At 41.9% G+C, this 24,570-nt stretch carries 18 protein-coding genes and 1 CRISPR repeat array (1 of these 19 running past the window's edge); of the genes, 2 read left to right on the top strand and 16 right to left on the bottom strand.

The genetic code is table 11. The features are described from left to right. Positions 1–305, top strand: a 305-nt coding sequence (locus tag E4T79_RS05690; RefSeq protein WP_167752581.1) for an IS3 family transposase, incomplete at its 5' end; no start/stop codon positions are given. A 483-nt stretch (positions 306–788) separates the two neighbouring features. On the opposite strand, the gene E4T79_RS05685 is transcribed toward E4T79_RS05690, so the two are convergent. The 14 genes from E4T79_RS05685 to E4T79_RS05620 form a co-directional block, all read right to left on the bottom strand. Next, positions 789–1,073 (bottom strand): DUF3165 family protein, encoded by a 285-nt coding sequence (locus E4T79_RS05685; protein ID WP_135028505.1) that lies wholly within the window; start codon positions 1,071–1,073, stop codon positions 789–791. A gap of 4 nt (positions 1,074–1,077) precedes the next feature. After that, a complete protein-coding gene (gene typA, locus E4T79_RS05680) occupies positions 1,078–2,928 on the bottom strand; it encodes a translational GTPase TypA (protein WP_135028503.1) in 1,851 nt (616 codons plus the stop codon). Positions 2,929–3,744: 816 nt separating this feature from the next. Next, entirely contained in the window at positions 3,745–4,737 is a 993-nt protein-coding gene (gene asnA / locus E4T79_RS05675; RefSeq protein WP_135028501.1) for an aspartate--ammonia ligase, read from the bottom strand. Positions 4,738–4,838: 101 nt separating this feature from the next. Next, on the bottom strand, positions 4,839–5,882 hold the full coding sequence (locus E4T79_RS05670; protein WP_167752631.1) for an MmcQ/YjbR family DNA-binding protein: 1,044 nt from the start codon (positions 5,880–5,882) through the stop codon (positions 4,839–4,841). Between the two features lie 217 nt (positions 5,883–6,099). After that, a complete protein-coding gene (locus tag E4T79_RS05665) occupies positions 6,100–6,279 on the bottom strand; it encodes a twin-arginine translocase TatA/TatE family subunit (protein WP_135028497.1) in 180 nt (59 codons plus the stop codon). 1 nt (position 6,280) lies between these two features. Then, positions 6,281–7,000 carry a twin-arginine translocase subunit TatC gene (tatC, locus tag E4T79_RS05660; protein ID WP_135028495.1) on the bottom strand — a complete coding sequence of 240 codons (720 nt, stop codon included), beginning with the start codon at positions 6,998–7,000 and terminating at the stop codon, positions 6,281–6,283. Next, positions 6,990–8,687 carry an FTR1 family protein gene (locus tag E4T79_RS05655; protein WP_135028493.1) on the bottom strand — a complete coding sequence of 566 codons (1,698 nt, stop codon included), beginning with the start codon at positions 8,685–8,687 and terminating at the stop codon, positions 6,990–6,992. The genes tatC and E4T79_RS05655 overlap by 11 nt, the downstream gene beginning before the upstream one ends. Further along, positions 8,665–9,897, bottom strand: a complete 1,233-nt coding sequence (gene efeB, locus E4T79_RS05650) for an iron uptake transporter deferrochelatase/peroxidase subunit (RefSeq protein ID WP_135028491.1) — start codon at positions 9,895–9,897, stop codon at positions 8,665–8,667. The genes E4T79_RS05655 and efeB overlap by 23 nt, the downstream gene beginning before the upstream one ends. A 2-nt stretch (positions 9,898–9,899) precedes the next feature. Beyond that, positions 9,900–10,760 (bottom strand): iron uptake system protein EfeO, encoded by an 861-nt coding sequence (gene efeO / locus E4T79_RS05645; RefSeq protein WP_135028516.1) that lies wholly within the window; start codon positions 10,758–10,760, stop codon positions 9,900–9,902. Positions 10,761–11,566: 806 nt separating this feature from the next. After that, positions 11,567–12,079, bottom strand: a complete 513-nt coding sequence (locus E4T79_RS05640) for a kinase (RefSeq protein WP_135028489.1) — start codon at positions 12,077–12,079, stop codon at positions 11,567–11,569. Continuing rightward, positions 12,079–12,519: a CoA-binding protein gene (locus tag E4T79_RS05635; protein WP_135028487.1), complete on the bottom strand. Its 441-nt coding sequence runs from the start codon at positions 12,517–12,519 to the stop codon at positions 12,079–12,081. Before E4T79_RS05635 ends, E4T79_RS05640 begins: the two co-directional genes overlap by 1 nt. 298 nt (positions 12,520–12,817) lie before the next feature. Continuing rightward, the gene (locus E4T79_RS05630; RefSeq protein WP_135028485.1) at positions 12,818–14,566 is read right to left on the bottom strand and encodes an ABC transporter ATP-binding protein; all 1,749 of its coding nucleotides are present in this window, start codon (positions 14,564–14,566) and stop codon (positions 12,818–12,820) included. Continuing rightward, positions 14,556–16,322, bottom strand: a complete 1,767-nt coding sequence (locus E4T79_RS05625) for an ABC transporter ATP-binding protein (RefSeq protein ID WP_135028483.1) — start codon at positions 16,320–16,322, stop codon at positions 14,556–14,558. Before E4T79_RS05625 ends, E4T79_RS05630 begins: the two co-directional genes overlap by 11 nt. Further along, entirely contained in the window at positions 16,319–16,789 is a 471-nt protein-coding gene (locus tag E4T79_RS05620; protein WP_135028480.1) for a MarR family winged helix-turn-helix transcriptional regulator, read from the bottom strand. The genes E4T79_RS05625 and E4T79_RS05620 overlap by 4 nt, the downstream gene beginning before the upstream one ends. 1,397 nt (positions 16,790–18,186) lie before the next feature. On the opposite strand from E4T79_RS05620, the gene E4T79_RS05615 reads away from it, so the two are divergent. Then, positions 18,187–19,182: a YdcF family protein gene (locus tag E4T79_RS05615; protein ID WP_135028478.1), complete on the top strand. Its 996-nt coding sequence runs from the start codon at positions 18,187–18,189 to the stop codon at positions 19,180–19,182. 950 nt (positions 19,183–20,132) lie between these two features. On the opposite strand, the gene E4T79_RS05610 is transcribed toward E4T79_RS05615, so the two are convergent. Continuing rightward, positions 20,133–21,911: an ABC transporter ATP-binding protein gene (locus tag E4T79_RS05610; protein WP_135028476.1), complete on the bottom strand. Its 1,779-nt coding sequence runs from the start codon at positions 21,909–21,911 to the stop codon at positions 20,133–20,135. Between the two features lie 8 nt (positions 21,912–21,919). Continuing rightward, a complete protein-coding gene (locus E4T79_RS05605) occupies positions 21,920–23,656 on the bottom strand; it encodes an ABC transporter ATP-binding protein (RefSeq protein ID WP_135028473.1) in 1,737 nt (578 codons plus the stop codon). 185 nt (positions 23,657–23,841) lie between these two features. Beyond that, positions 23,842–24,570: a CRISPR direct-repeat array (repeat unit 36 nt; unit sequence GTTTTGGAACCATTTGAAATAACACAGCTCTAAAAC); it runs 101 nt beyond the window's last position.

Here is a 24,570-nt window from a genome sequence, read left to right as displayed (position 1 = left end):
CAGGTGCGACACCACTGGTTCACAGCGATCGTGGGAGCCAGTATACTTCTAAAGCGTATCGATACTTTGCACGACAAGCTGGATTAACCTTATCCATGTCTCGGGTTGGTAAATGTATTGATAACGCCCCAATCGAAAGTTTCTTTGGGCATTTCAAGACAGAAGCTTATCACCTGAAGAAATATAAGACCTATGATGAGCTCGTCACAGACATCGAACACTATATTGAGTTTTACAATACACGACGCTATCAGACCAAATTAAATAACCTGACTCCTATAGAATTCAGGAATCAGGTTGCTTAATATCTTTTATTATTTGACTGTCTACTTGACAGGGAGCCGTTCAAAAACACCAGCCTCTTCTTTTTTATAGTCTTTTAGTTTGCTATTAGTACAGCCTGCGACTCCTTGCCTAGTACTAAAAATAAACGAAACGGCTATAAAAGGTAGACTGAATGGCTATGTAGCATGAACAGTTTGACCTATCTCGTTAGTAAAATACTCCAATGGAGTATTTTAGACTAAGCCTGGCAAGGATACTACAGTGACTTCAGGCGACACTATGTGCAAAAAAACGAAGCCGTAAGTGAACATAGTTCGCTTACGGCTTCGGCTACCTTTAGGTACAAATCTTCCTAGCTCCAAAAGTATCGTATACCTTTGGAAGTGTGGGTACCTTTAAATGGAGTATAGTCCATCACTATCAGGTCACTTAGCGGTAGCTAGCTGGTTCTCCCATTTTCAATTTCTCTCCTACATTGTTGCTCTTCTCCGGACTACTCTTTCCTAGCGATAGCGATAGGGTCTTCTCCTCGGAGCTCGTTGTATTTTTTCTGATTTATCTAGGAAATGAATATCGCGCATGGCCCAGAGTCCCACAACGATCAGTCCGATAACAAGCCACATTTCTGGTGGAGATTGCAAAATCTTCAAGAAAGCAAGTAATAAGGCAATCAAGAGTCCCACAACGATAAATACTGCTGCTACAACATTCATAGTTCCCTTAATATTGCTCGGTGCTACAAAAATGTAGAAGAGTACCAACATAATGGCAACAATCAGATAAAACATCGGTTTAGCCCTCTTCGGCTGCTAATTTTTTCTTCTTAGCAGCTTTATCACGCTCTGCTTTGTTTAAAATTTGCTTGCGCAAACGGATCGATTCTGGCGTTACTTCCATGTACTCATCGTCATTCAAAAATTCAAGTGATTCTTCCAAGGTCAAGATACGCGGTGTTTTGATGACAGCTGTTTGATCCTTTGTTGCTGAACGCACGTTGGTCATCGCTTTAGCTGTCGTGATATTGACGGTCAAATCGTTTTCACGAGAATTCTCCCCGATAATCATTCCCTCATAGACTTCTGTACCTGGATTGACGAAAATCGTACCACGTTCTTCGATACGCATAATAGAATAAGTGGTGGCTTTTCCTGCGTCAATTGAAACCAAGGCACCACGGTGACGACCACCGATTTCACCTGGAACTACTGGAAGATATTGGTCAAAGGTATGGTTCATAATTCCATAACCACGAGTCATTGAGAGGAACTCAGTTGAATACCCAATCAATCCACGAGCGGGAACAAGGAAGACCAAACGAGTTTGACCATTTCCTGTCGCCTGCATATCAAGCATTTCACCCTTGCGCTCAGACAAGCTTTGAATAACGGAACCCTGGTATTCCTCAGGAGTGTCAATCTGCACACGCTCAAACGGCTCCATTTTCACACCATCCACTTCTTTGATGATAACTTCTGGACGTGATACTTGGAGTTCATAGCCTTCACGTCGCATCGTTTCAATCAAAATAGATAGGTGCAACTCACCACGACCTGATACTGTCCATTTATCCGGTGAGTCTGTCGCATCAACACGAAGCGATACGTCTGTCTGCAACTCAGCTAAAAGACGCTCTTCAACCTTACGAGAGGTAATCCATTTTCCCTCCCGACCCGCAAATGGCGAGTTGTTGACAAGAAAGGTCATTTGAAGAGTTGGCTCATCAATACGAAGCACCGGCAACGGCTCAATCGCATCTGTAGGAGTAACCGTTTCTCCAACGAAGATGTCCTCCATACCAGAAACGGCAATCAAGTCTCCTGCTTTTGCTTCTTGGATTTCCTTACGTTCAAGACCGAAGAAACCAAAGAGTTTGGTAACACGGAAGTTTTTCGTTGTGCCGTCCAATTTAGAAAGGGTTACTTGGTCACCGACTTTCACTGTTCCACGAAAGACCCGACCAATACCGATACGACCGACAAAATCATTGTAGTCAAGGAGTGACACTTGAAATTGCAAGGGTTCCTCTGAATTGTCTACAGGAGCTGGAATATGCTCGATGATTGTGTCAAAAATTGGTGCCATTGTTTCTTCTTGATCTGCTGGATTGTCAGAAAGAGATGAGGTTCCATTGATTGCTGATGCATACACCACTGGAAATTCCAACTGGTCATCGTCTGCTCCCAACTCGATAAAGAGTTCTAATACTTCATCCACAACTTCTGCTGGGCGAGCAGAAGGCTTGTCTATTTTATTTACGACAACGATTGGCGTCAAGTTTTGCTCCAACGCTTTTTTCAATACAAAACGCGTTTGTGGCATGGTTCCTTCATAGGCATCAACAACAAGGACAACTCCGTCGACCATTTTCATGATCCGCTCCACTTCTCCACCGAAGTCTGCGTGTCCCGGTGTGTCCATAATGTTGATACGGGTGCCATTATAAGCCACTGCTGTATTTTTCGCAAGAATCGTAATGCCACGCTCTTTTTCAATATCATTTGAATCCATCGCACGCTCATCTAACTGCGTACGCTCATCAAGCGTTTGAGATTGTTTTAACAACTCGTCAACCAAGGTCGTTTTCCCATGGTCAACGTGAGCAATGATCGCGACATTGCGAATATCATTTCTTAAATTTGTCATATCTGCCTCTACTTTGTTTAGTTTAACTAAAAAAGTATATCACAGATTTCTATAAAAAGCACCGATAAGCTAATTGTAAATGTTTTCAGAGATAAATGTGAAAGATAAAAAGAGTTCTCATGAAATAAACCAAAAGGATATGGGATAAGACCTTACTTTCAAAGCCTGAAGCACCCTCGATTTCCAGTATCACGTTAGTATAGTCATTTCGTTTATCTTTTGTTACTTCGTTCACTCGTTTTGCCGTACTCCAGTACAGCCTGCAGCTCCTTGCCCAGTACTAAAAGTAAACGAAACGGCTATAAAACACTGCAACATTTTTATAAAAGGCCGGAACATAAGTCCCAGCTTTCTCACTTTATGAACCGAATGACGTTGACGCAGTGGTTACTTGCTTTATAGTCATTTCGTTTATCTTTTGTTACTTCGTTCACTCGTCTTGCCGTACTCTAGTACAGCCTGCAGCTCCTTGCCTAGTACTAAAAGTAAACGAAATGACTATAATAGCTATCCTGCCCTTAAAGGTGGGAAATGAACTGCTGCTCTTTTTCAGGGAGCAGGCTAAAAAGCTCCACTGGAGCTTTTTACTCATATTTGTTCCTGTTTCCCACTCCACATCTGACCTCTACGACTGATGCGAACGAGTCCGCTTCATTTCCAACCTCCAACAGCCACTACTCTGACGGTTGACCATGCGGGAGGGGAGTGAAACGCTCTGGGAATAGACCGTTTCAGCCCGCAGCTAGAATTTAGGCAATAAGAAAAAATCAACTCTTTCTTATATGTTTTGAGTTCTTTCCCACTCCCGCTATTTCCTCACAATATATTTTCAAATGTATCACGGACATCTTGCGGCCAGACACTTGATTGAACTTCACCGATATGTTTTTTACGGAGCAAGAACATGCTCAGGCGAGACTGCCCAATTCCGCCACCAATGGTGAGTGGAAACAGACCATTTAATAAGGCCTTGTGCCATTCAAATTCCAATCTATCCTCATCACCTGTCATTACAACCTGACGTTTCAGCGCTTCTTCATCTACTCGGATTCCCATAGAAGACAATTCAAAGGCAGAGTTCAACTGCTCATTCCAAACGAGAATATCCCCATTTAAGCCCTTATAGCCATTTTCAGATGGACTGGTCCAGTCATCATAGTCAGGAGCACGACCATCATGTGGTTTTCCGTCTGGTAACTCTCCACCAATTCCAATTAGGAAAACAGCTCCATACTCTTTTGCAATCGCGTTTTCCCGCTCTTTTGGTAGTAAATCTGGGTAGCGCTCTGCCAATTCTTCCGAATGAATAAAGGTAATCTGCTTAGGCAAGACCGCATCAATATCATAGCGAGCTTCAACAGCTAACTCTGTCAGACGGATTGCCTTGTAAATTAGCTCCACCGTTTCTTTCAAATACGCAAGATTACGTCTCCCGTCTGGAATCACCTTTTCCCAGTCCCACTGGTCTACATACACCGAGTGAATCGGGTCAAGCGAGTCCTCATCTGGACGAAGAGCTTTCATATGAACAAACAAGCCCTCTCCCTCATTAAAGCCGAAACGAGCCAAGGTATGACGTTTCCATTTGGCTAAGGAATGCACCACCTCATAAGTTGCCTCTGGAATCAATTTGACATTGACTGTTACGGCATTTTCAACCCCTGAAAGGTTGTCTTGCATCCCGTCACCGACACGACTCAAAATCGGTCCTTGTACTTCCACTATTTCCAACTTGTCCTTTAAATATTGGGTAAAGGTATTTTTGACAAAGGAAATTTCTTCTTGCTGATGAATAAAACTCTTCTTCATACTCCATAACCTCCAAAAATCTATTTCCTAATTATAGCCTCTTTTTAGGGAATATGTAAAGTAAAAGATTAAATTTTCTGATAATTTTACTCCCTGCATCATCACTCTTTCAATATGTTTTCAAGCGCCTGGCAGCATTCTTGTGTCGCCAGCCGTGGACCACGAACAGCTTTTACTCCAAGAGTTTTCAGCTGCGATAGGGGAAAGACAGCATCTGTAAGCTCACGCAATACTTCCAACTGCATATATTCCTTATCTCCTTGGAGGATATAGGTCTCGGTCACACAACAGAGATAGCGAATGGACTGGATCGGGGCAGTCATATAAATACAAACCACATCATTAACCTTGATGTTGGACTTCTGAAACCAGAGAATCTTACCCTTACTCCGTAATTCTGTGTCAATATCATACCGTTTCGGATTGGCAGGGATTATCCAATAACGAGGATACAACGAAGACTGGACTGATTTGGGAGCTACTAAATTCCTGCTGTTATTCACCAGGTCAAACAACATCTCATCTGCCAAGCGGTCGTCTAAGCTAATGGAAACCCACGTTTTCTTGGACATATGGTAGGCTGGATAAATGGCCGGGTTGGCTAACAGCTCTTTTATCTGCCCTGCTTCTACCTTGACATTCATCACTTCGACACATCCCGCTTGAGTCAGCTCTCCTAAGGCTGTCCATGGTACTTGGGTCACAAGGGCATACCATTTTTGATTGGCTGCATGCCGCAGGGTCGCAATCTCTGGCGCCTTGGTAAAGGGATAATCAGGACTTTCTTGAAATTGTTCTTTCACATAACCTATCAGACGGTTACCTTGAGCGGACTGAAAGATTTGATTTTCTGTACAATGCTGTACCACTTGTTGGAGAATCGCCGCATAGCTTTCCCGCACTTCCCCTACAAAAGAGCCTACCGCACGCTGAATGCGAAAGGTATGGTATTCTTCATCCATCTCCAAATCCCAGATTTGAGCCGAAGCTTGATGATCCCCTATCACCTGAATTCGTGCCTCAAAACGCCCTTCCATAAAAGGCTGGCAAAAGGTCAACATTCCATCTTTTTCTTTAAAACCATAGTCCAATAGACGCTCTTTCTGCCAGATTTTATCTTTGAAAAAGGGCTCTTCAAACAGCATTCTTCTTCCTTTCTTTATCCTTATAACCTGCATTCACAAATAAGGGACTTTGACTCAAGTAAAGGTCTTTTAAACAGCAAGCCCCCTTTGCATTGGAGGTTGAAAAAAACAAACGATAAGTAATCTATCAAGCATCCTTACGTCCAAAATCTTGCAAAAAAGAGCGTGGAACTGTGCAGTTGACATTCCCCACTCTTTTGTTTTTTCTGACATCAGCCTAGTTGGCTGTATCTCCCTTATCTTTTTCTTCCCCTGAATCCATGGCTTTTTTAAAAGATGAAATCATTTTGCCAATAGACTCACCTAACTCTGGCAGCCGCTTTGGTCCAAAAATCAAGAGAGCACCCAAGACCAAGATAATCATTCCTGGTGCCCCAATATCACGTAAAACTCCCATATCAAGTTCTCCTTTTTTCTTTTCTATGATAGAGCCACTTACTGATGGATACACTTACTTCATAGATAAAGAGAAGCGGCACCGTCATGGCTAAATCACTGGTAAAATCAGCCGGTGTAATGACAACAGCAAGCACCAGCAAACTAAAATAGGCATGTCTTCTATATTGTACCAAAAATCGTGGCCGAAGGATACCAATGGAGGTCAAAAAAGCAACCAAAACAGGAATTTCAAAGACAACTGCCATGGGTAGGGTCGTATGCAATAAAAAGGTCAGATAATTCTGAGCTGTTAACTTGGTGTCAAAGAGTCCCTCCCCAAAGGATAAGAGAACCTGCAAGAGGGCTGGACTGACCAGATAAAAGCCAAACAGCAAGCCAGCTATAAAGCACAAAAAGACCGTTGGAATATACCAGAACACACTCCTTGCCTCTCCCTTTTCAAGAGCCGGTACAACAAAGGCCCAAACCTGATAAGTCAAAAAAGGTAAGGTTAAGGTAAAAGCCACCAGGCTCGCCAAACTAATGTAAATCCACAAGATATCATTGGGACCCAGTACAATCAATTTCTGAGAAAATCCCTGGGTCAAAAACTGATAGAGACTGCTCGAAAAATAAAGACTAATCAAAAAGCTGATAAAGAAAAAGGAAAGGGTCCAAATAAAGCGGATGCGAAATTCACTCAAATGCTCGACAACGGTTAGTTCTTGCTTAGTCTTCATGAGTTTCTCGATTCTTCCATGTTAACCAGCCAATTAAGGCAATGAGTAAGATCTGTGGCAAGAGAACTACCAAACTCGGATATAGACCGATAATCTCCACCGTAGGAACTTCTTTTATCACATGGGTCGGCAGGATATTCATCAATTCCAAGGCATGAATACTCACTCCTAGCATCTTAAATGCAAGGGCATATAGCAACCAAGTCAGGTAGAAAAAGACCCGATTTGGCTTAATTTTACTAGTCGTTCGCAGCATCAGAACCGCTAAGATAATTAGAACTAAAAAGGCCAAACCAATCCCTAGTAGAAATTCATCGAAGCCAATTTTAGGCAACATTCCCGCATAAAAGAGGATTGTTTCTGCTCCCTCACGAAAGACTGCTAGAAAGCTCAAGGCAAACATCGAAATGAAACTACCGCTTGCCATCACCATACGCATCTGCCTTTCCATATAAGCATTCCACTTCTTGGATGAGGACTTACTGTGGAGCCAGATTCCAATGACAATCATCATCACCACCGCGACAATCCCAACTGCTCCCTCGATGATTTCACGGTTGGCAGCTGATGAGAGAGTTGGGAAAAATTGTTGCAGAGCAATAGCTAGGAGTGCACTAGCTAGAAGTCCTCCAACTGCTCCACTGTAAACCCAGACCAAGCCTTTTTTCTGTTTGCTGGCTTTGAGAGTAGATACCAAGGCCATGACGATGAGTAGAGCCTCAACTCCCTCTCTCAGCAAAATCAGCATGGCATCAAATACATTATAACTGGCAGAGGTATCAATGCTTGACAAATCTGCAATCAGCTGAGCTAACTTTTCTTGATATTCTTTCTCCTCACCCCGTACCATGATAACTGGTGACTCGCTCTCTACCCGGGTATAAAGACTCGGACGTCGCGTGCTGACATCTCCTTCAATGCTTGGCCAAATAGTGATGAATTCCTTCATCAAAGCAGCTCCTTTGGACTTATCTTCCGCCGCAAAAGCAGCCCTAGCCTGCTCCAACAATTCAATCCCGTCTTGCAAGGTAAGATTTGTAGCAATCGTTGCCACCTCTTTACCGTCTTTAAAGTTCTGAATTGCATTTTTTAAGTCATCAAATGACGTTTGAACAAGACTATACTCTACTGGAGTTGCCTCGATACTGCTACGCAAGAAAGAAATAGCCGTTTCAATTTTCCCATAATGACTAGTACTGGTATCACGGACAATGCGCTCATTGATCGTCCAGGTACTGTTCAATTTTTTATACTGCTCCTTGACCGCATCAATGTCCTGACTATCAATAGCTTCCTGCAATCTATCATAGCTAGGGACAAGTTTCATCATCAGCTTTTCTTTTTCAGCTGCGACATCAACTGGATGTTGCTCCACTTCAAAATCTAAAAGAGCTTTTGAAACAGCGACCAAATTTTCTTCAGTCGGAGTGTTTTCTAATTTCGCCAAGCGGCTTGTCACTAATTGACCAGCCTTAGAATCATGGTTTTCAATCTGCGTAAAATCCAACTGTAGCTGGGCAATCAACTGCTCAGCCACTTTCCTATCACCTGTTTTCAGAGCCCTTGTCGCATCTGTAATCGTAATAAAAAGATGACTATAGGAATCCTCTGCTAAAACAGGAGTAGCAAAGAGCGTCAGAACAAAGAGGATAAGGAGTGCCAGTTTATTCAAATAGAGCTTGTCCAATATACTCTCCTTTTTTCACACCAGAAAAGCAAGCAAATAAACCACTTCCGATATGCGTGATATACTCATTTAACTTGTCCACACTTCCAAGATTTTTCTGAATCGTGATAAACTGCTCTGGATCTTTTTGGAAAGAGATAAAGAGCAGACCTGAATCAAATTGTCCTGTTTTCTCATCAATCCCATTTGAATAAGAAAATGCTCTGCGATAGATTTCCACACCAGTTTCTTTGGCCAAGCGAACATGGGAATCAACCGGTACAAGCGGGTCTCCCTTTTCATCTGTTCGATCTAAATCCACTTCATCAAATTCATCTTTTTGTCCAAACGGTGCACCGCTTTCCTTGTAGCGACCAAAGGTGTTTTCCTGCTCTTTAAGACTGGTACGATCCCAAGTTTCCAAGAACATCTGAATCCGACGCACCGCCATATAGGTACCACCTCGCATCCAATTAGCATCGTCGCACCAGATGACTTTCTGAAATTCTTCCTCAGTCTTACCATTTGCTGTACCATCTTTAAAACCAAAAAGATTTCGTGGCGTCTCTTTGCGGTTGCCAAGCGCTGCAAAACCTGTCTGGCTCCATTTCATGGTCACAACATGGCGACCTTTCCGCACTAGATTTCTAACCGCATGAAAAGCCACCTGCTCATCATCTGCGCAGGCCTGAATGACGATATCTCCTCCAGTATATCTTTCCTTGAGCTGATCCCGTGGAAATACAGGCAAATCCCGAAATTCTTTGGGCTTCTTACTATCCAGGCCTAACTTCGTCAGAAAGGCGGGAGAAATGCCAAACGTAAGAGTCAAACGGTGTGCATTCAGTCCAACTGTTTCTCCTGTATCAAAAGGTGGCAGATAGCCATTATCACTATCTTCTTTGACCAAGTGCCCCGTCACCAAATTCTCACTGTAGGCTGTCCAGTCCTTAAACATCTGAATGACTGCAGCCTTATCTGTTGAATGCAAATCCAATACCACAAAATAGACATGTTTCTGCATTGGAGTCACAATCCCCGCCTGGTGTTCACCATAAAAGGAAAGCTCTTCTCCTCCTTCAACTTTTGCACTCTCACTCGTTACCTTTCTAGCGAAAAAAGCAGAAGCACCAGAGGCACCAAGCGCAAAACCAGCTCCCCCTATACCTGCTTTTTTAAGAAATTCACGACGATCCATTTTCTTATCAAACCATTTTTTATCTTTTGTCATGATTACTTCCCGTCTAAGATAATCCCCATTTGAGAAAGAGGTTCACCGAGCTTGGTCACAGCCTCAGCCAAAACTTTAGTATCTTCTGTACTTAAATCTGTATAAAGTTTGTAATGTGTATCATCTACCATATACCTATCAAGAAGTCCATTGACCGTCTTGAATTCTTTTTCAAGGGTACTAACCAAGTTGGTATCTTTTACTTTTAACATCGGTTTGAAAAGCTCAAAAATCTTCTCTGCGCCCTCAATATTCGCCCTGAAATCATATAAATCCGTGTGAGAATAGACTTCTTCTTCGCCCGTAATCTTGCTGGTTGCCACTTCGTTGAGCAAATCAACCGCACCTGTCAGCATAATGTCTGGACTTACTTCAACAGTTGCAATTTTCGCTTTCAATTCCTTAATGTCGTTCACTAATTGATCAGCGTATGTTTCAGTACCTGCTGTGGTATTGTCTTCCCAGAGGATTTTTTCAATACGATGAAAACCTGACCAGCCTTCTTCCGTCTTGTTCTCTTCCATGTAATCAACCAGACGGAAATCGATTTTCACATCTGATTCACCAAAACTTTCTGCAATCGGCTCTGAACGTTCATAGGCCATACGGATAACAGGATAGACTTTTTTTGCTTCTTCCAATTTGCCGTCTTTGAGCAAGCGCGCGAGATTTTCCGTATCTGTCAATAATTGACCGATTTGCTCTTCTACAAACACCTTGTAATCAGACGTTGCCTTGTCTAAAGCTTTATCATCCACCTGCATCACTGTACTTTCCTGACTTGCATCCATCTTAGGTTCGGTCCTTGCACATGCTGTCAGTAAGATCGCAGACGATAATAACATAATGCCACATTTTTTCATCTTCATTCCCTTTCCTTAAAAACCTACCTCCATTATAGCATAGTTTCTCTCATTTTCAAGCAATTATCTGACAATTTTAATGCTGTATAGACGCCGCCCAAAAGAGAATCTCTCCCCATTCAATATAATCACTTCGTTTATCTTTTATGACTTCGTTCACTCGCTTTGCCGCACTCTAATACAGCCTGTAGCTCCTTGCCTAGTAGGAAAAGCAAACGAGAAGACTATATAGCCGTTTCGTTTATTTTTAGTACTAGGCAACGAGTCGCAGGTAGTACTGGAGTACAGCAAGACGAGTTAACGAAGTAATAAAAATAGAAACGAAATGACTATAACAAACGAAATATGCAAAAACCTACTGCTTATTGTATACAAAAACACCCCATCTAAATGAGAGAATAGATGAAGTCACTTAGCTACAAAAGATACAAAGCCCGTAAAAAACTCAAAGCGTACCCCGAGGGCATCCGTATCTGTAAAGCAGGCACAGCCTGCAACAGCTACGGTAAAAGTAGGAAATTTGGCGAGTGAAGAGCTCCAGTGGAGGTTTTCAGCCTACTTCCTAAAGGTAGCCAGCCGTAAGCAAGTAAACCTCGCAACAGCTTCGTCCTCCTAAAGGGAGCCTTTGCTCCCCAAGCGTCTATTTCCCGCCTCCAAAGGTATGGCTCTACCTTTGGAGCTAAGAATAAAAAAATGAGAAAAATAATTTGTCAACGAACTCAACAAATAAAAAATAAGGTTTGTCAGACTTGTACAAGGTTGATAGACTCACATGTTAGTGAAGCGCAAAACATCAATTTTTCCAATCACAATGTCCTACCATGTTTATCCTCTATTTTTTTACAAATCATCTCACAAGCTGCCTCCAAATGAATTCCTGCTGTAAAAAATGTTTCTTCCTCCCAACCAAGATAATCTTTATCTATCCACCAACGTTTCATATCAGCTGCTGTAAAGTCATCTTTTTTAGCTCGAGTGGCGTGTCGCTTGACCGTTTCTTCAAATGGAATATCATAATAATAAACAAAGACCCGAGGTGCAAAGAGGTCGCGCAATCTTGCCAGCATCTCTCCATAAATTTCTGCCTCATAAAATCCCTCAATAATTACCAGTAAATCCTCTGCATGTCCAAAACGAGCAATCGTTTCTGTCAGCAAAATCGAAAGATTACCAGGCTCTACCTTTTCTCTTAGCATGGTTCTGCGAACATTATCTTGAGAGATAAGTAAGGTCCTACGACCATAGTGTTCCTGTAAAGCCTCTGACAGACTGGTCTTGCCCGATCCAGAATTTCCCCGAATAATAACGAGGGTTGCCATCAGATTACACCTCCGCTCATAAGACGAAGATAATCTCGCTTGATACAGCGATTCATAACCACATCTTCACAACCGGCCTCTTTTAAAATAGCAGCAGTTTCTTGACTTTGCAAATCTAGTTGTGCCCAGAAAATGCGGGCATCAATGGTTACAAACTCATGCGCCACATCTGCCAAAAATTCTTTCTTACGAAAGACGTTCACAATATCAATCGCTAGTGGAATATCTGAAAGACTGGCATACACTTTTTCCTCTAAAATCTCACCGCCAGCCAAGCGAGGATTGACAGGAATAATCCGATACCCCATATCCTGCATAAACTTAGAAATGCGCTTACTAACCGAATCGTCCTTATCCGATAAACCTACCACCGCAATGGTCTTACTGGTTGCTAGATAGGCTTGGATACGTTCATCTGTTGGATTTTGAAATTCGTACATGGTACTTCCTCCTTTTCTCTATTATATCATGGAAAATCTAAATGACTGCAAGAATAAAAAACTTGAGAATAGCAGTTAAATTGCTACTCTCAAGTCTTTTTGTACTTGTTCATCTACCCTTTAGGTATGCTAAATCTAGCTATGAAACCCAGATAGCCCATTTCTAGAGATAGGCTGATAGCCTCCCCCAAGATGCATCATACACTCAGTTTTCTAAGAACGGGGGCGAAATCTGACACTATATTTCCCACGCTTTCTCATTTTCAAGAGCGGGGCTAAAGTGGTGCAGTACGCCACTTTACTCCTCATCAAATTGGCTGTTGTATAGGTTGGCATAGAAGCCATTTTGGGCCATAAGGGTCTCGTGATTTCCTTGTTCGATGATATTACCATCTTTCATGACGAGAATGAGGTCAGCATTACGAATGGTAGATAGACGGTGCGCAATGACAAAGGAAGTTCGTCCTTCCATAAGCGTGTCCATAGCCTTTTGAATCAACTCTTCCGTTCGCGTATCGACAGAACTAGTCGCTTCATCAAGAATGAGAAGAGGTGCCTCCTTTAAAAGCGCACGAGCAATCGTTAATAGTTGCTTTTGACCAACCGATAAGGTAACCGTATCATCAAGCATCGTATCATAACCCTCTGGTAGGGTCATGATAAAGTGATGAACCCCGACTGCTTTTGCAGCCTGAATAACTGCCTCGTCTGAAATGTCTTGCTGATTATATATCAGATTTTCCCTGATCGTTCCCTCAAAGAGCCAGGTATCTTGTAAGACCATACTAAAAGCATCATGAACTTCAGATCTTTTCATCGTCTTGATATCTACACCATCGATCAAAACCCGTCCTTGATTAATCTCATAAAATTTCATCAAGAGGTTAACAATGGTCGTCTTTCCTGCACCGGTTGGTCCAACAATGGCAATTTTTTGACCTGCCTTAGCCCTTGCAGAGAAATCACGGATGATAGTGTTATCAGGCGAATACCCAAAAGACACCTGTTCAAATGTCACATTCCCTTTCACAGAAACCAGCTGTTGCGATTTTGCATGATCATCTTCCATTTCTTTTTCACCCAAAAACTCAAAGACACGTCCCAGAGCAGCACTAGCAGATTGTAAAACGGTCAAGCCCTGAGCAATCTGAGACAAGGGTTGAGAAAAGATGCGAACATAGATCATAAAAGCTACAATCGTCCCCATAGTCGCATAACCATTTAAGGTCAAGGCAGCACCAGCCAGCACAACCATAACATAGCCAAAGTTTCCGATAAACATCATCATAGGCATCATAATTCCAGAAATAAACTGAGATTTCCACATACTACCATATAAAGCCTGATTGAGATGTTCAAACTGCTCTTTCACCTCATGTCCTGCATAGTAGCTTAGCACAACCTGATGACCAGAATACATTTCTTCTACATAACCATTGACGTTGGCAAGATTAGCTTGCTGGCTCTTGAAAAAGCCTCGCGCTTGTTTCATGATAACGCCAACAAAGGCAAGGCCAATCAAAACCGAACTAATCGCAACAAAAGACAAGATTACGTTGGTTTTGAACATCATAATAAGAGTCGCAGCCAAGAGAATACTAGAAGAGAGAACTGTTCCTAAACTTTGGTTCAGAGATTGGCTAGCTGTATCCACATCATTGGTCACGCGAGATAAGGTATCACCTTGAGAATGACGATCAAAATAACCCAAGGGAAGTCTATTCATTTTTTCGGCAATCGCTGTCCGCAGACGCCTTGAAAAATGCTGGATAATAGTTGAAATAGTAAAGGATTGACCATAGTTAACTACAGCACCAATTCCATAGAGAATCGCCAGAGTCACAGCAATTTCAGATATTTTAGCAGTATCAATCCCTGTCATTAAGCCTTCGGTGATCAAGTCTGTAATCTCGCTTAATTTGTCAGGACCGATTACTGTGATAACACTGGATACAACTGCTCCAATCACCGCGATCACAAAAGGAACTTGAAAACGTTTAACATAAGGCTTCATCTGCCTAAATAAAGAAGATGTTTTATTGTTCATTTTCCAATTCCTCCTTCGACAATTGAGAGTAAGCAATTTCTTGGTAGACTTCATTGCTTGCAAGTAATTCTTTATGAGTTCCTTGGCCAACAACTTTTCCTTTATCAAGAACCAAGATTTGATCCGCGTCCATAATGGTCGAAATCCGCTGAGCTACAATTAACTTGGTCATTCCTACGGTATGTGCTGCGAGCTCCTCCCGTAACATACGATCCGTCCGATAATCAAGGGCTGAGAATGAGTCGTCAAAAATTAAAATTTCTGGCTTACGAGCAAGCGCGCGCGCAATCGCTAAACGCTGGCGCTGACCACCTGAAAAATTACTTCCAGACTGGGCAACCGGTGAAGAAAGTCCGTCTTCTTTTTCCTCGACAAAGCTTTTAGCTTGCGCTAAATCCAGAGCTTCCCAAATCGCCTCATCATTGAGTGGACTTTCTTTGCTTTCTCCAAAGTCAATATTACTACGAATATCACCTGAAAACAAAACTGCTTTTTGGGGAATATAGCCAACTTTAGCATGTAAGTCTGCTTGGCTATAATCTCTTACATCCACACCATCTAGCAAAATCTGCCCCTCACTCACATCATAAAAACGCGGAATTAAGTTCACCAAGGTTGACTTTCCAGAACCAGTCGAACCAATGAAAGCGACCGTGTCCCCGGCTTTTGCAGTAAAATTGATATGCTCAATCACAGGCTCTGATGTATCAGAATAGCGGAAAGTTACATCATCAAAGATAATCTGAGCAGACTCTACTGCCCCAGACTGAGATTGTTGAGGCGAAATGATAGAAGAGGTCAAATCCAACACTTCATTGATGCGCTTAGTTGAAACCAAGACACGAGGCAAAATGATAAACAAGGCGCTCATCATCATGAACCCCATAACCACCTGCATGGCATAGGACATGAAAACCACCATATCGCTAAAAATGGGTAGTTTATCTGGTACCTCAGCCCTATTGATGAGGTAGGCTCCAATCCAATAAATTGCCAGACCTAGGCTACTCGAAATAGTCATCATAACAGGATTCATAAGAGCCATTAGGCGACTGACAAATAAGTTAAGCGATGTTAATTCTTCATTAGCCTGCGCAAATTTTCTGTTTTGATAATCTTCAGCATTATAGGCCCGAACGATACGGATACCGATTAAGCCCTCACGCGTAATGCTGTTCAAACGGTCGGTCAGCTTTTGGACAATCGTTTGTTTTGGAAAAGCCAAGGTGACCAAAATAGTCATCATAACAAGGTTAATCAAGACTGCTCCGGTAACCGCCCAAAGCCAATTATCTGATTTTCCGACAATCTTGCTCAGTGCCCAAATCGCCATAATTGGTCCACGCGTCACAACCTGCAAGCCCATGGTAAACAAGAGCTGAATCTGTGTCAAATCATTGGTGGTTCGCGTCAATAGACTCGGAATGCTAAAGTGCTTGATCTCAGCATCTGAATAATCCAACACACGGTGAAAAATATCCTTACGCAAACGAGTGGTAAAGCTAGCAGCTAACCGCGATGCCATAAACCCAACCATAACAGAGGCTCCAAAACTTGCTAACGACAAGCCCAGCATTTTAAGTCCTGGCGACCAAAGTTCTGAGGTAGTCGTATCTGGGAATTGCAAGAGCTTGGTGATTTCAGACATGTAATTCGGGACTTCTAACTCGAGCCAAACTGTCAAACAGACAAAGGCAATACTAGCCAAAACCATCAGCCACTCTTTGCTATTTAAACGTTTAAATAATTTCTTCATTCTTTCTCCTTCTGCTCTATTGTTTCTAGGTTATCATGAAGTTGTTGGATAACTTTTGAAAAGACAGCTAAATCTTCTTCTGCAATCCCTGCGACTAATTTTTGACGCATATTTCTCCAAAATGCACCTATCTTCTGGCTCTTTATTCTAGCAGTATCTGACATACGAACGATTTTCTTACGCTTATCAACCCTGGACGGTTCAACCACGATAAAGCCATTTTTTTCCATCCGCTTGATAAGATTACTAGTTACAGATTTAGAGATTTTCAGGTGGTGCTCAATATCTTTGATAAAAATTTCCTCATCCTCATGATGAGCAAGATAATACAGCACATGCCCTTGCGGTCCTCCCAATAACTCCATCCCTGCATCTCGAGCGGCAGCATGAACAACAGAGCTCATATTATGAGCCAGTCTTTTAAATTCCTTAAGTGGATCTGTAGTCACAACGGTTTCCTTTCTCATTTCGTTTCCATGAGAACAATTTTAGCATTTTCCAACCAGGTGTCAAGAATAAAGTTTCCATGAGAACGATTTCTTTTCTTTCTTATCATTTATGGCCTCTCAAGTGCCAATTAAAAGGATAGACGGTTGAAAAAAGCCTCCATTCATACTCTCTAAAAATCAATTTCTGACTACCAAGGAAATCGAAGCTAGAACGAACGTTCACGAAAGTGAAGAAACCATGCAAAGCTGATGCTTATAAAGTATTAGTATCTACCAACAGCCTAGGGATAGACGGTTGGTAGATATTACACACCAAAGGAAAGGTTATAGTCTTTTCGTTTGCTTTTAGTACTAGGCAAGGAGCTGCAGGCTGTACTAGAGTACGGCAAAGAGAATTAACGAAATAATAAAAGATAAACGAAATGACTATACTACTTCTTCTATCACCAGCTTGCCTTACTGAACTTCATACAGCTCAACAATCCAATGGACTTCACTCGATTTTCCATTTTCAACTTCATGAATGGGAATGGGAAAGAACTCAAAACACATAAGAAAGAGTGGGGGTTATAGTTTTTTAGTTCGCTTTTAGTATTAGGCAAGGAGCTGCAGGCTGTACTAGAGTACGGCAAAGTGAGTTATCGAAGTAATAAAAGATAAACGAAACGGCTATACTCATCAAACATCAACTTCTTCTATCACCAGCTTGCCTTACTGAACTTCATACAGCTCAACACTCCAATGAACTTCACTCGATTTTCCATTTTCAACTTCATGAATGGGAATGGGAAAGAACTCAAAACACATAAGAAAGAGTGGGGGTTATAGTTTTTTAGTTCGCTTTTAGTATTAGGCAAGGAGCTGCAGGCTGTACTAGAGTACGGCAAAGTGAGTTAACAAAGTAATAAAAGATAAACGAAACGGCTATACCTTATTTCCTGCATTCTAGCTTAGGACTGAAACGGTCTATTCCCAGATCGTTTCACTCCCACCCGCATAGCTCCAACAGTCAGAGTAGTGACTGTTGGAGGTTGGACATGAAGTGCACTCGTTCGCATCAGTCCTAGAGGTCAGATGTGGAGTGGGAAACAAGAACAAATATGAGTAAAAAGCTCCAGTGGAGCTTTTGAGCCTGTTCCCTGAAAAAAGAGCAGCAGTTCATTTCCAACCGTCAACGACATGATAGCTAGTATAGTCATTTACTTTTAGTGCTAAGAAAGGAGCAACCTGTAAATCTCGTTCATCAAATGAGCGGGCTGTAACCCTTTTTTAAACTTCTAGCCCGTATTCCTTTCTAGATTAAAATCGAAAAGAAAGACTCCTGTCGTCTTTTCTAGTTCAACAATTTATGCTATACTAACTAAATATATTTCTTCATCTTATCAAAACATCAAAAGGAAAGGCTCTTCCCATTTATGATTCTTCACCTTGTTTGGCTCATACCTGCCCTCTTACTTATCGCGCTCGTTCTCATCGAGCCAAGACGCCTCATCAATGCCTATCTCTTTTTAATTGTCTTCATCCTCTTTGCTTTTACCATTGCAGGATTCTTTGTTGTCCAACTGAGTCTTTGGGATAAACAGACCGCTATCATCTTCCTTATCGGCGGACTCCTACTCATTCCATTGAGTGTAATCCTATCCACTATCTATCTCCTGTTTAATGGCAGACAGATGATGACTTTTGAAGGACGTCGGTTAGCCAATCTCCTCTCACTCTTTTATGGTCTCACAATCCTGATTACCCTAGCTCTACATTTCTTGAATCATTATTTCCTTATTGGAAAAATAACCGAATTACTGGATAGTTTGCTCATCTACGGAAGTTTTATCTACCTATCCTATATCGCTTACGGACTCTTTTATAATCTATTTCCCCTCACCTACCAACCAGACTATATCATTATACTAGGGTCTGGGCTAATGGGAGATAAGGTCCCACCTCTCCTTGCCCAACGTCTGGATAAGGGATTCTTCTACTATGAAAAATTTGGCAAACAACCGACCATTATTGTTTCTGGCGGTCAAGGAAAGGATGAAGCTATTTCTGAAGCTGAGGCTATGTCTCGTTATCTGCTGGATAAGGGGCTAGCGAGCGACAAGCTTCTTCTTGAAAAGCAATCCACGACCACCCTTGAAAATCTGACCTTTTCTCGAAATCTCATTGGTGAAAGTCCAGATACTAGGCCACGTTTTCTTGTTGTAACCAATAGCTTTCATTCATTACGGGCTGGAATCTATATGCGCAAACTAAAGCTCAAAGGTCGTAGCGTAGGATCAAAAACAGCCCTCTACTACCTACCAAGTGCCTGGATTCGTGAAACAGCTGGTCTCTTTCTCATGTATTGGAAATGGCACGCTATCATTATCGGAATAACTATTTTGTCATGGATTCGTTCATTCTTTTTCTAATTCATTACATAAAAAATCAAACAAACCAATTCCCACTATCGGGAGTGGGAAAGAACTCAAAACACATAAGAAAGAGTTGGGTTTTCCTTATTGCCTACATTCTAGCTTCGGGCTGAAACGGTCTATTTCCAGACCGTTTCACTCCCACCCCCGCATAGCTCCAACAGTCACTACTCTGACTGTTGGAGGTTGGAAAGGATGCGAACGCGTTCGCATCCGTCGCAGAGGTCAGAGTTGGAGTGGGAAACAGGAACAAATATGAGTATAGTCATTTCGTTTATCTTTTATTACTTCGTTCACTCGCTTTGCCGTACTCTAATACATCCTTGCCTAGTACTAAAAGCAAACTAAAAGACTATCAAAAGCTCCAGTGGGGCTTTTGAGCCTGCTCCCTGAAAAAAGTGCAACATTTCATTTCCAACCTTCAAGGGCAGGATAGCCATTGAAGCAAGAAACCGCTGCGTCAACGCAATTCGATTCGTAAAGTTAGAAAGCTGGGATTTTTTGCCCAGCCTCGTTTTTGAATTTTTATGAGTTCCTACCCTCTAAACATCAGCATCTGAAAATCTTTCCCATTCTCATGATAAAAGATTGGAGTTAAAACTAACAAAGCTGGTCTCTTCAAAGCGAATAGAACGAAAGTTCAGCAAGATGAACTAGTAACGAAAGAAAATGGTATTTGTCAATTATATAATCATTTCGTTTATCTTTTATTACTTCGTTCACTCGCTTTGCCGTACTCCATTAAATAAGAAAAAGGTTGAAGAAAACCATCAAAAATAGACGTTTTCTTCAACCTTTTTCTTAATCGTTCAGAATATGGAAACTCTTGTAACTAATATAAAATCAGCTTTAGAAGAGTTTAGTAAATCGTGTCATTCCACACTCATTTTTAGATTTTTTGCCATTTAGAGGGGTTATCTATACCTTGAAAGAATCAAGTATATCTTTTATGTATTTTCTTCTCTTTTTGCGAATTGACTATTGTAGAGTTCATAATAGAAACCTTTATCAGCTAGGAGGCTCTGATGATTTCCCTGTTCAATGATTTGGCCCTCTTTCAAAACTAAAATCTTATCAGCTTCTTGAATGGTTGATAAGCGATGGGCAATGACAAAGCTGGTCCGACCTTTCATCAGGTTCTTCATGGCTTTTTGAATCAAAAGCTCCAAGCGGGTATCAACCGAGCTCGTCGCCTCATCCAAAATCAAGATTTTAGGATCTGCTAAGAGTGCTCGTGCAATCGTCAAGAGCTGCTTTTGACCAAGCGAAATATTGCTGGATTCTTGGTTCATCTCCATCTTGTAACCACCCGGCAGGGTTCGGATAAAGTGATCGACATTTGCAGCCTTGGCTGCAACGACGATCTCCTCATCTGTTGCCTGTAAATTCCCAAAGCGAAGATTTTCCTTGATACTTCCCTCATAGAGCCAGGTATCCTGCAAGACCATCCCAAATTGCTGGCGGTATTTCTGACGCGAGAGGTTCCGAATATCATGACCATCCACCGTAATCGCTCCACTTGTCACATCATAAAAACGCATCAAGAGATTGATCAGCGTGGTCTTTCCAGCCCCTGTCGAGCCAACAATCGCCACCATTTCTCCTGGAGCTACTTCCAGATTAAAGTCCCGAATTAAGGGTTTATTTTCCACATATTGGAAATCCACATGCTTGAAGCTGACTTGCCCTGTCAAATCATGAGCTAGCTCCTCTGTTACTTCCATTGGCTCATCAGGTTCATCTAAGACTTGGAAAATCCGCTCAAGTGACGACTGGGCACTCTGCAAAGGCCCCGCTAATTGAGTCAAGGTCTGGATGGGCTGGCTGACCTGCCATACATACTGGACAAAGGCCTGCATATTTCCTATAGTCAAACGTCCTGCAATGACCTGCAAACCACCGACCACAGCGACCAGCAAGTAGGTCAAATCAGATACTGCATGCAAAATGGGCATCATCAAGCCGGAGATGAAACTGGCCTTAAAGCCAACCCGTTGCAAGGTATTGGTAATCTCTTGGAAATCCTCCGTTGAAGCCTCTTCACGACCATAGAGTTTTAGGACATTGAAACCTGATAAGTTCTCTTGGACAAAGCCATTGAGCCGTCCTAAAATGGCTGCCTGCTCTTTGAAATAAGGCTGTGATTTTTTGAGGATAAGCTGAGCACCAATATATGTTATAGGAATGCTCACCATAACAATTAGTGCCAATTTGAGATTCAAAAGGAGCATCATAACAACCACAAGACTAATGGTAAAAATCGCATTGACCAACTGAAGCGCACTTTGCTGGAGAGCATTAGACACCGTCTCCACATCACTAGTAAAACGTCCCAAGATATCACCGAATTGTTGCTTATCAAAGTAAGCCACCGAAATGCGATTGATTTTTCGACTCAAATCATTACGCAAATCTGCCACCGTCTGCTGGACAGCATTGGTCATGAAATAATTGGAATAATAGGCTCCAATTTCATAAAAAAGCGCTCGAATGAAATACACCAACAAAATCCAGAAAATATAGGTCACGTTGATACTAGCACCTACCACACCTTTTGCCATATCCAGCAGATTTTTAGTCAACTCAGTAATAGCAAGTCCTAGTACAAAGGGCTCCAAGACACTCATCACGACACTGAGAATCTTGAGGAAAACTGCTGCAAAAAAAGCCAGTTTATACACTTTCAAATAGCTCCATAAACGAGCAAAACTAGATGATTGTTTCATGCTTCCTCCTATTCTTCTGCCAATGATTGGCTATTTAGCTGAGAATTGGCTATTTCACGGTAGATACTATTACTTTTCATCAATTCTTCATGCGTACCACGACCGATAATTTCTCCCTTATCAAGAACGATAATTTGATCCGCATCCATAATCGTTCCCACACGCTGAGCTACAATAAGAACCGTTGCATTTTCCGTTACTTCTTTCAAACGGCGGCGTAAAATGGCATCTGTCTTATAGTCCAAGGCCGAAAAAGAATCGTCAAAGATATAGATAGCGGGCTCTTTGACCACTGCACGGGCAATAGATAGCCGTTGCTTTTGACCACCAGACAGGTTGCTTCCCCCTTCTGCCAAGTGAGTTTCAAATTGTTCTTCCTTGCTTTCGATAAATTCGCGTGCCTGCGCTACATCTGCTGCTTGATGCAGTTCCTCATGGCTCGCATCTTCTTTTCCATAGCGGAGATTCTCAGCAATCGTTCCGGTAAAGAGGAGGGCCTTTTGCGGAATAAAGCCAATCTTCTGCCGAAGAGCCTTGAGATTGTAAGAGCGAACATCCACACCGTCAACCAAGATTTTTCCGAGAGTTACATCATAGAAACGGGGAATCAACTGTACCAAGGAAGACTTCCCAGATCCTGTTGAGCCGATAAAGGCAATGGTTTCACCCGGTTTTGCCTTAAACGAAATGTTGTGTAAGACCGGATTTTCTGTTTCTCCAGGATAGGCAAAGGTTACATTATCAAATTCCAGGTACCCCTTGGTCTTCGTGTCTGTCACTCCGTCTTCATTCGGATGAATAGAAATTGGCATCTCCATGACTTCTTTCAACCGCTCACTTGAAACCGCGGTCCGAGGATACATGGTAAAGAGATTCGATAAGAGGAGGAAAGACAATAGAGCGTGGAAACTGTACTCAATAAAGGCAACCAAATCCCCAATCTGCAAATCGCCTCGACCTAGTGGTGCCAGAGCAAACCAGACAATGGAGACAATCATGGCAATGATAATCTGTACAAACAAAGGCTCCGTCAAGCCGGTTAATTTAAACAGACGATTGGAATTTTGCGCATATAGATTATTTTGCTCGGCAAAACGTTCTTCCTGAAATCCCTCCCTGGCAAAGGCACGAATAACCCGCAAACCAGTCAAATTTTCCCGCGCATACTGATTGATTTTATCCAAGGTTTTCTGTTGCTTTTCAGATAGCGGACGGGTCTTCACTGCCACATACCAGACAACCATGGCTAAAAATGGCATGGCTAAAGCCACAATCCAAGCCATAGATGGACTGGTCAAGAAAATCATCATCACACTTGAAAACATCATCAAAGGAGTAATAACCCCTAATTTCAAGACCTGTTCTGCAAATTGCATCAAGACAAATGCATCGCTGGTCATCCGTGTCACCAAGGAGGAAACCCCGATTTGTTCATATTCATGATGTGAATATTCCTGCAGCTTAGCATAGAGGTCATTTCGCATATCGCGGACCATACTCGTAGTCAGTTTACTGGCTGCATACGACAAGACGATCCGCCCCAAGGTACCAAGGACAATCACAACAAGCATCATCATTGCCCAAAAATACAAACGTTCTGTATCTCTGCTATTGATTCCCTCATCAATCATTCGAGCCAAAACGGTCGGCAGACCCAAATTGACAACCACAAAAAAAATGGCACCAACCAAGTCCAAGACCAACCACCTAGGATACTTTTTCAAATAAGACCAAATGTAATTCATATCTCCTCCCTCTCATAACAAGAAAAAAGCACTATCTAGCACTTTTTTCGATTTATTGACATTCAGTATAACAGAATTTTAAGGGAAACTCAAGCCTTCAAAATTTGAGAGCCTCTACCTTTTAGACTCCTATTTTCAAAGCAAGCTCTACCAACTTTCGAATGAACACGACAGAAAGCCCGAACATTTGGGAACCATTTGAAATAACACAGATCTAAAACGCTTGTATCCGTGCATTGCTTTTAGCTGCTGTTTTGGAACCATTTGAAATAACACAGCTCTAAAACTTATAATCTGTTATCTCGATTGTCATTGTTGTTTTGGAACCATTTGAAATAACACAGCTCTAAAACCAACTGTCGTACGTTTTGGATTTAACATTCGGTTTTGGAACCATTTGAAATAACACAGCTCTAAAACATCTTGCACATCATGCACGCATAACTCGGTGGTTTTGGAACCATTTGAAATAACACAGCTCTAAAACCTTCTTCGTCATCTTCGAAGTCATCATCTTGTTTTGGAACCATTTGAAATAACACAGCTCTAAAACACAATTATCATAGCAGAAGCAATTCCTGCAGTTTTGGAACCATTTGAAATAACACAGCTCTAAAACCCTCAACTTTAAGAGTTATTTTAATCTCTGGTTTTGGAACCATTTGAAATAACACAGCTCTAAAACGAGAACATTGCCCAGGCTTGCAAGGCTTCAGTTTTGGAACCATTTGAAATAACACAGCTCTAAAACTAGAGCCACAAGGGATTAAGAGATTTAAAAGTTTTGGAACCATTTGAAATAACACAGCTCTAAAACTCGCTAATTCAATTTCTTCATAAACCTCCTGTTTTGGAACCATTTGAAATAACACAGCTCTAAAACAGACGGTGTTGCGCACAGCACTACTTACCGG

Source organism: Streptococcus sp. LYSM12, assembly GCF_004569635.1.
In the GTDB taxonomy this organism is placed as follows: domain Bacteria; phylum Bacillota; class Bacilli; order Lactobacillales; family Streptococcaceae; genus Streptococcus.
The sequence above is the reverse complement of the archived record's forward strand: the minus strand, read 5'-3'. Positions and strand labels throughout refer to the sequence as shown.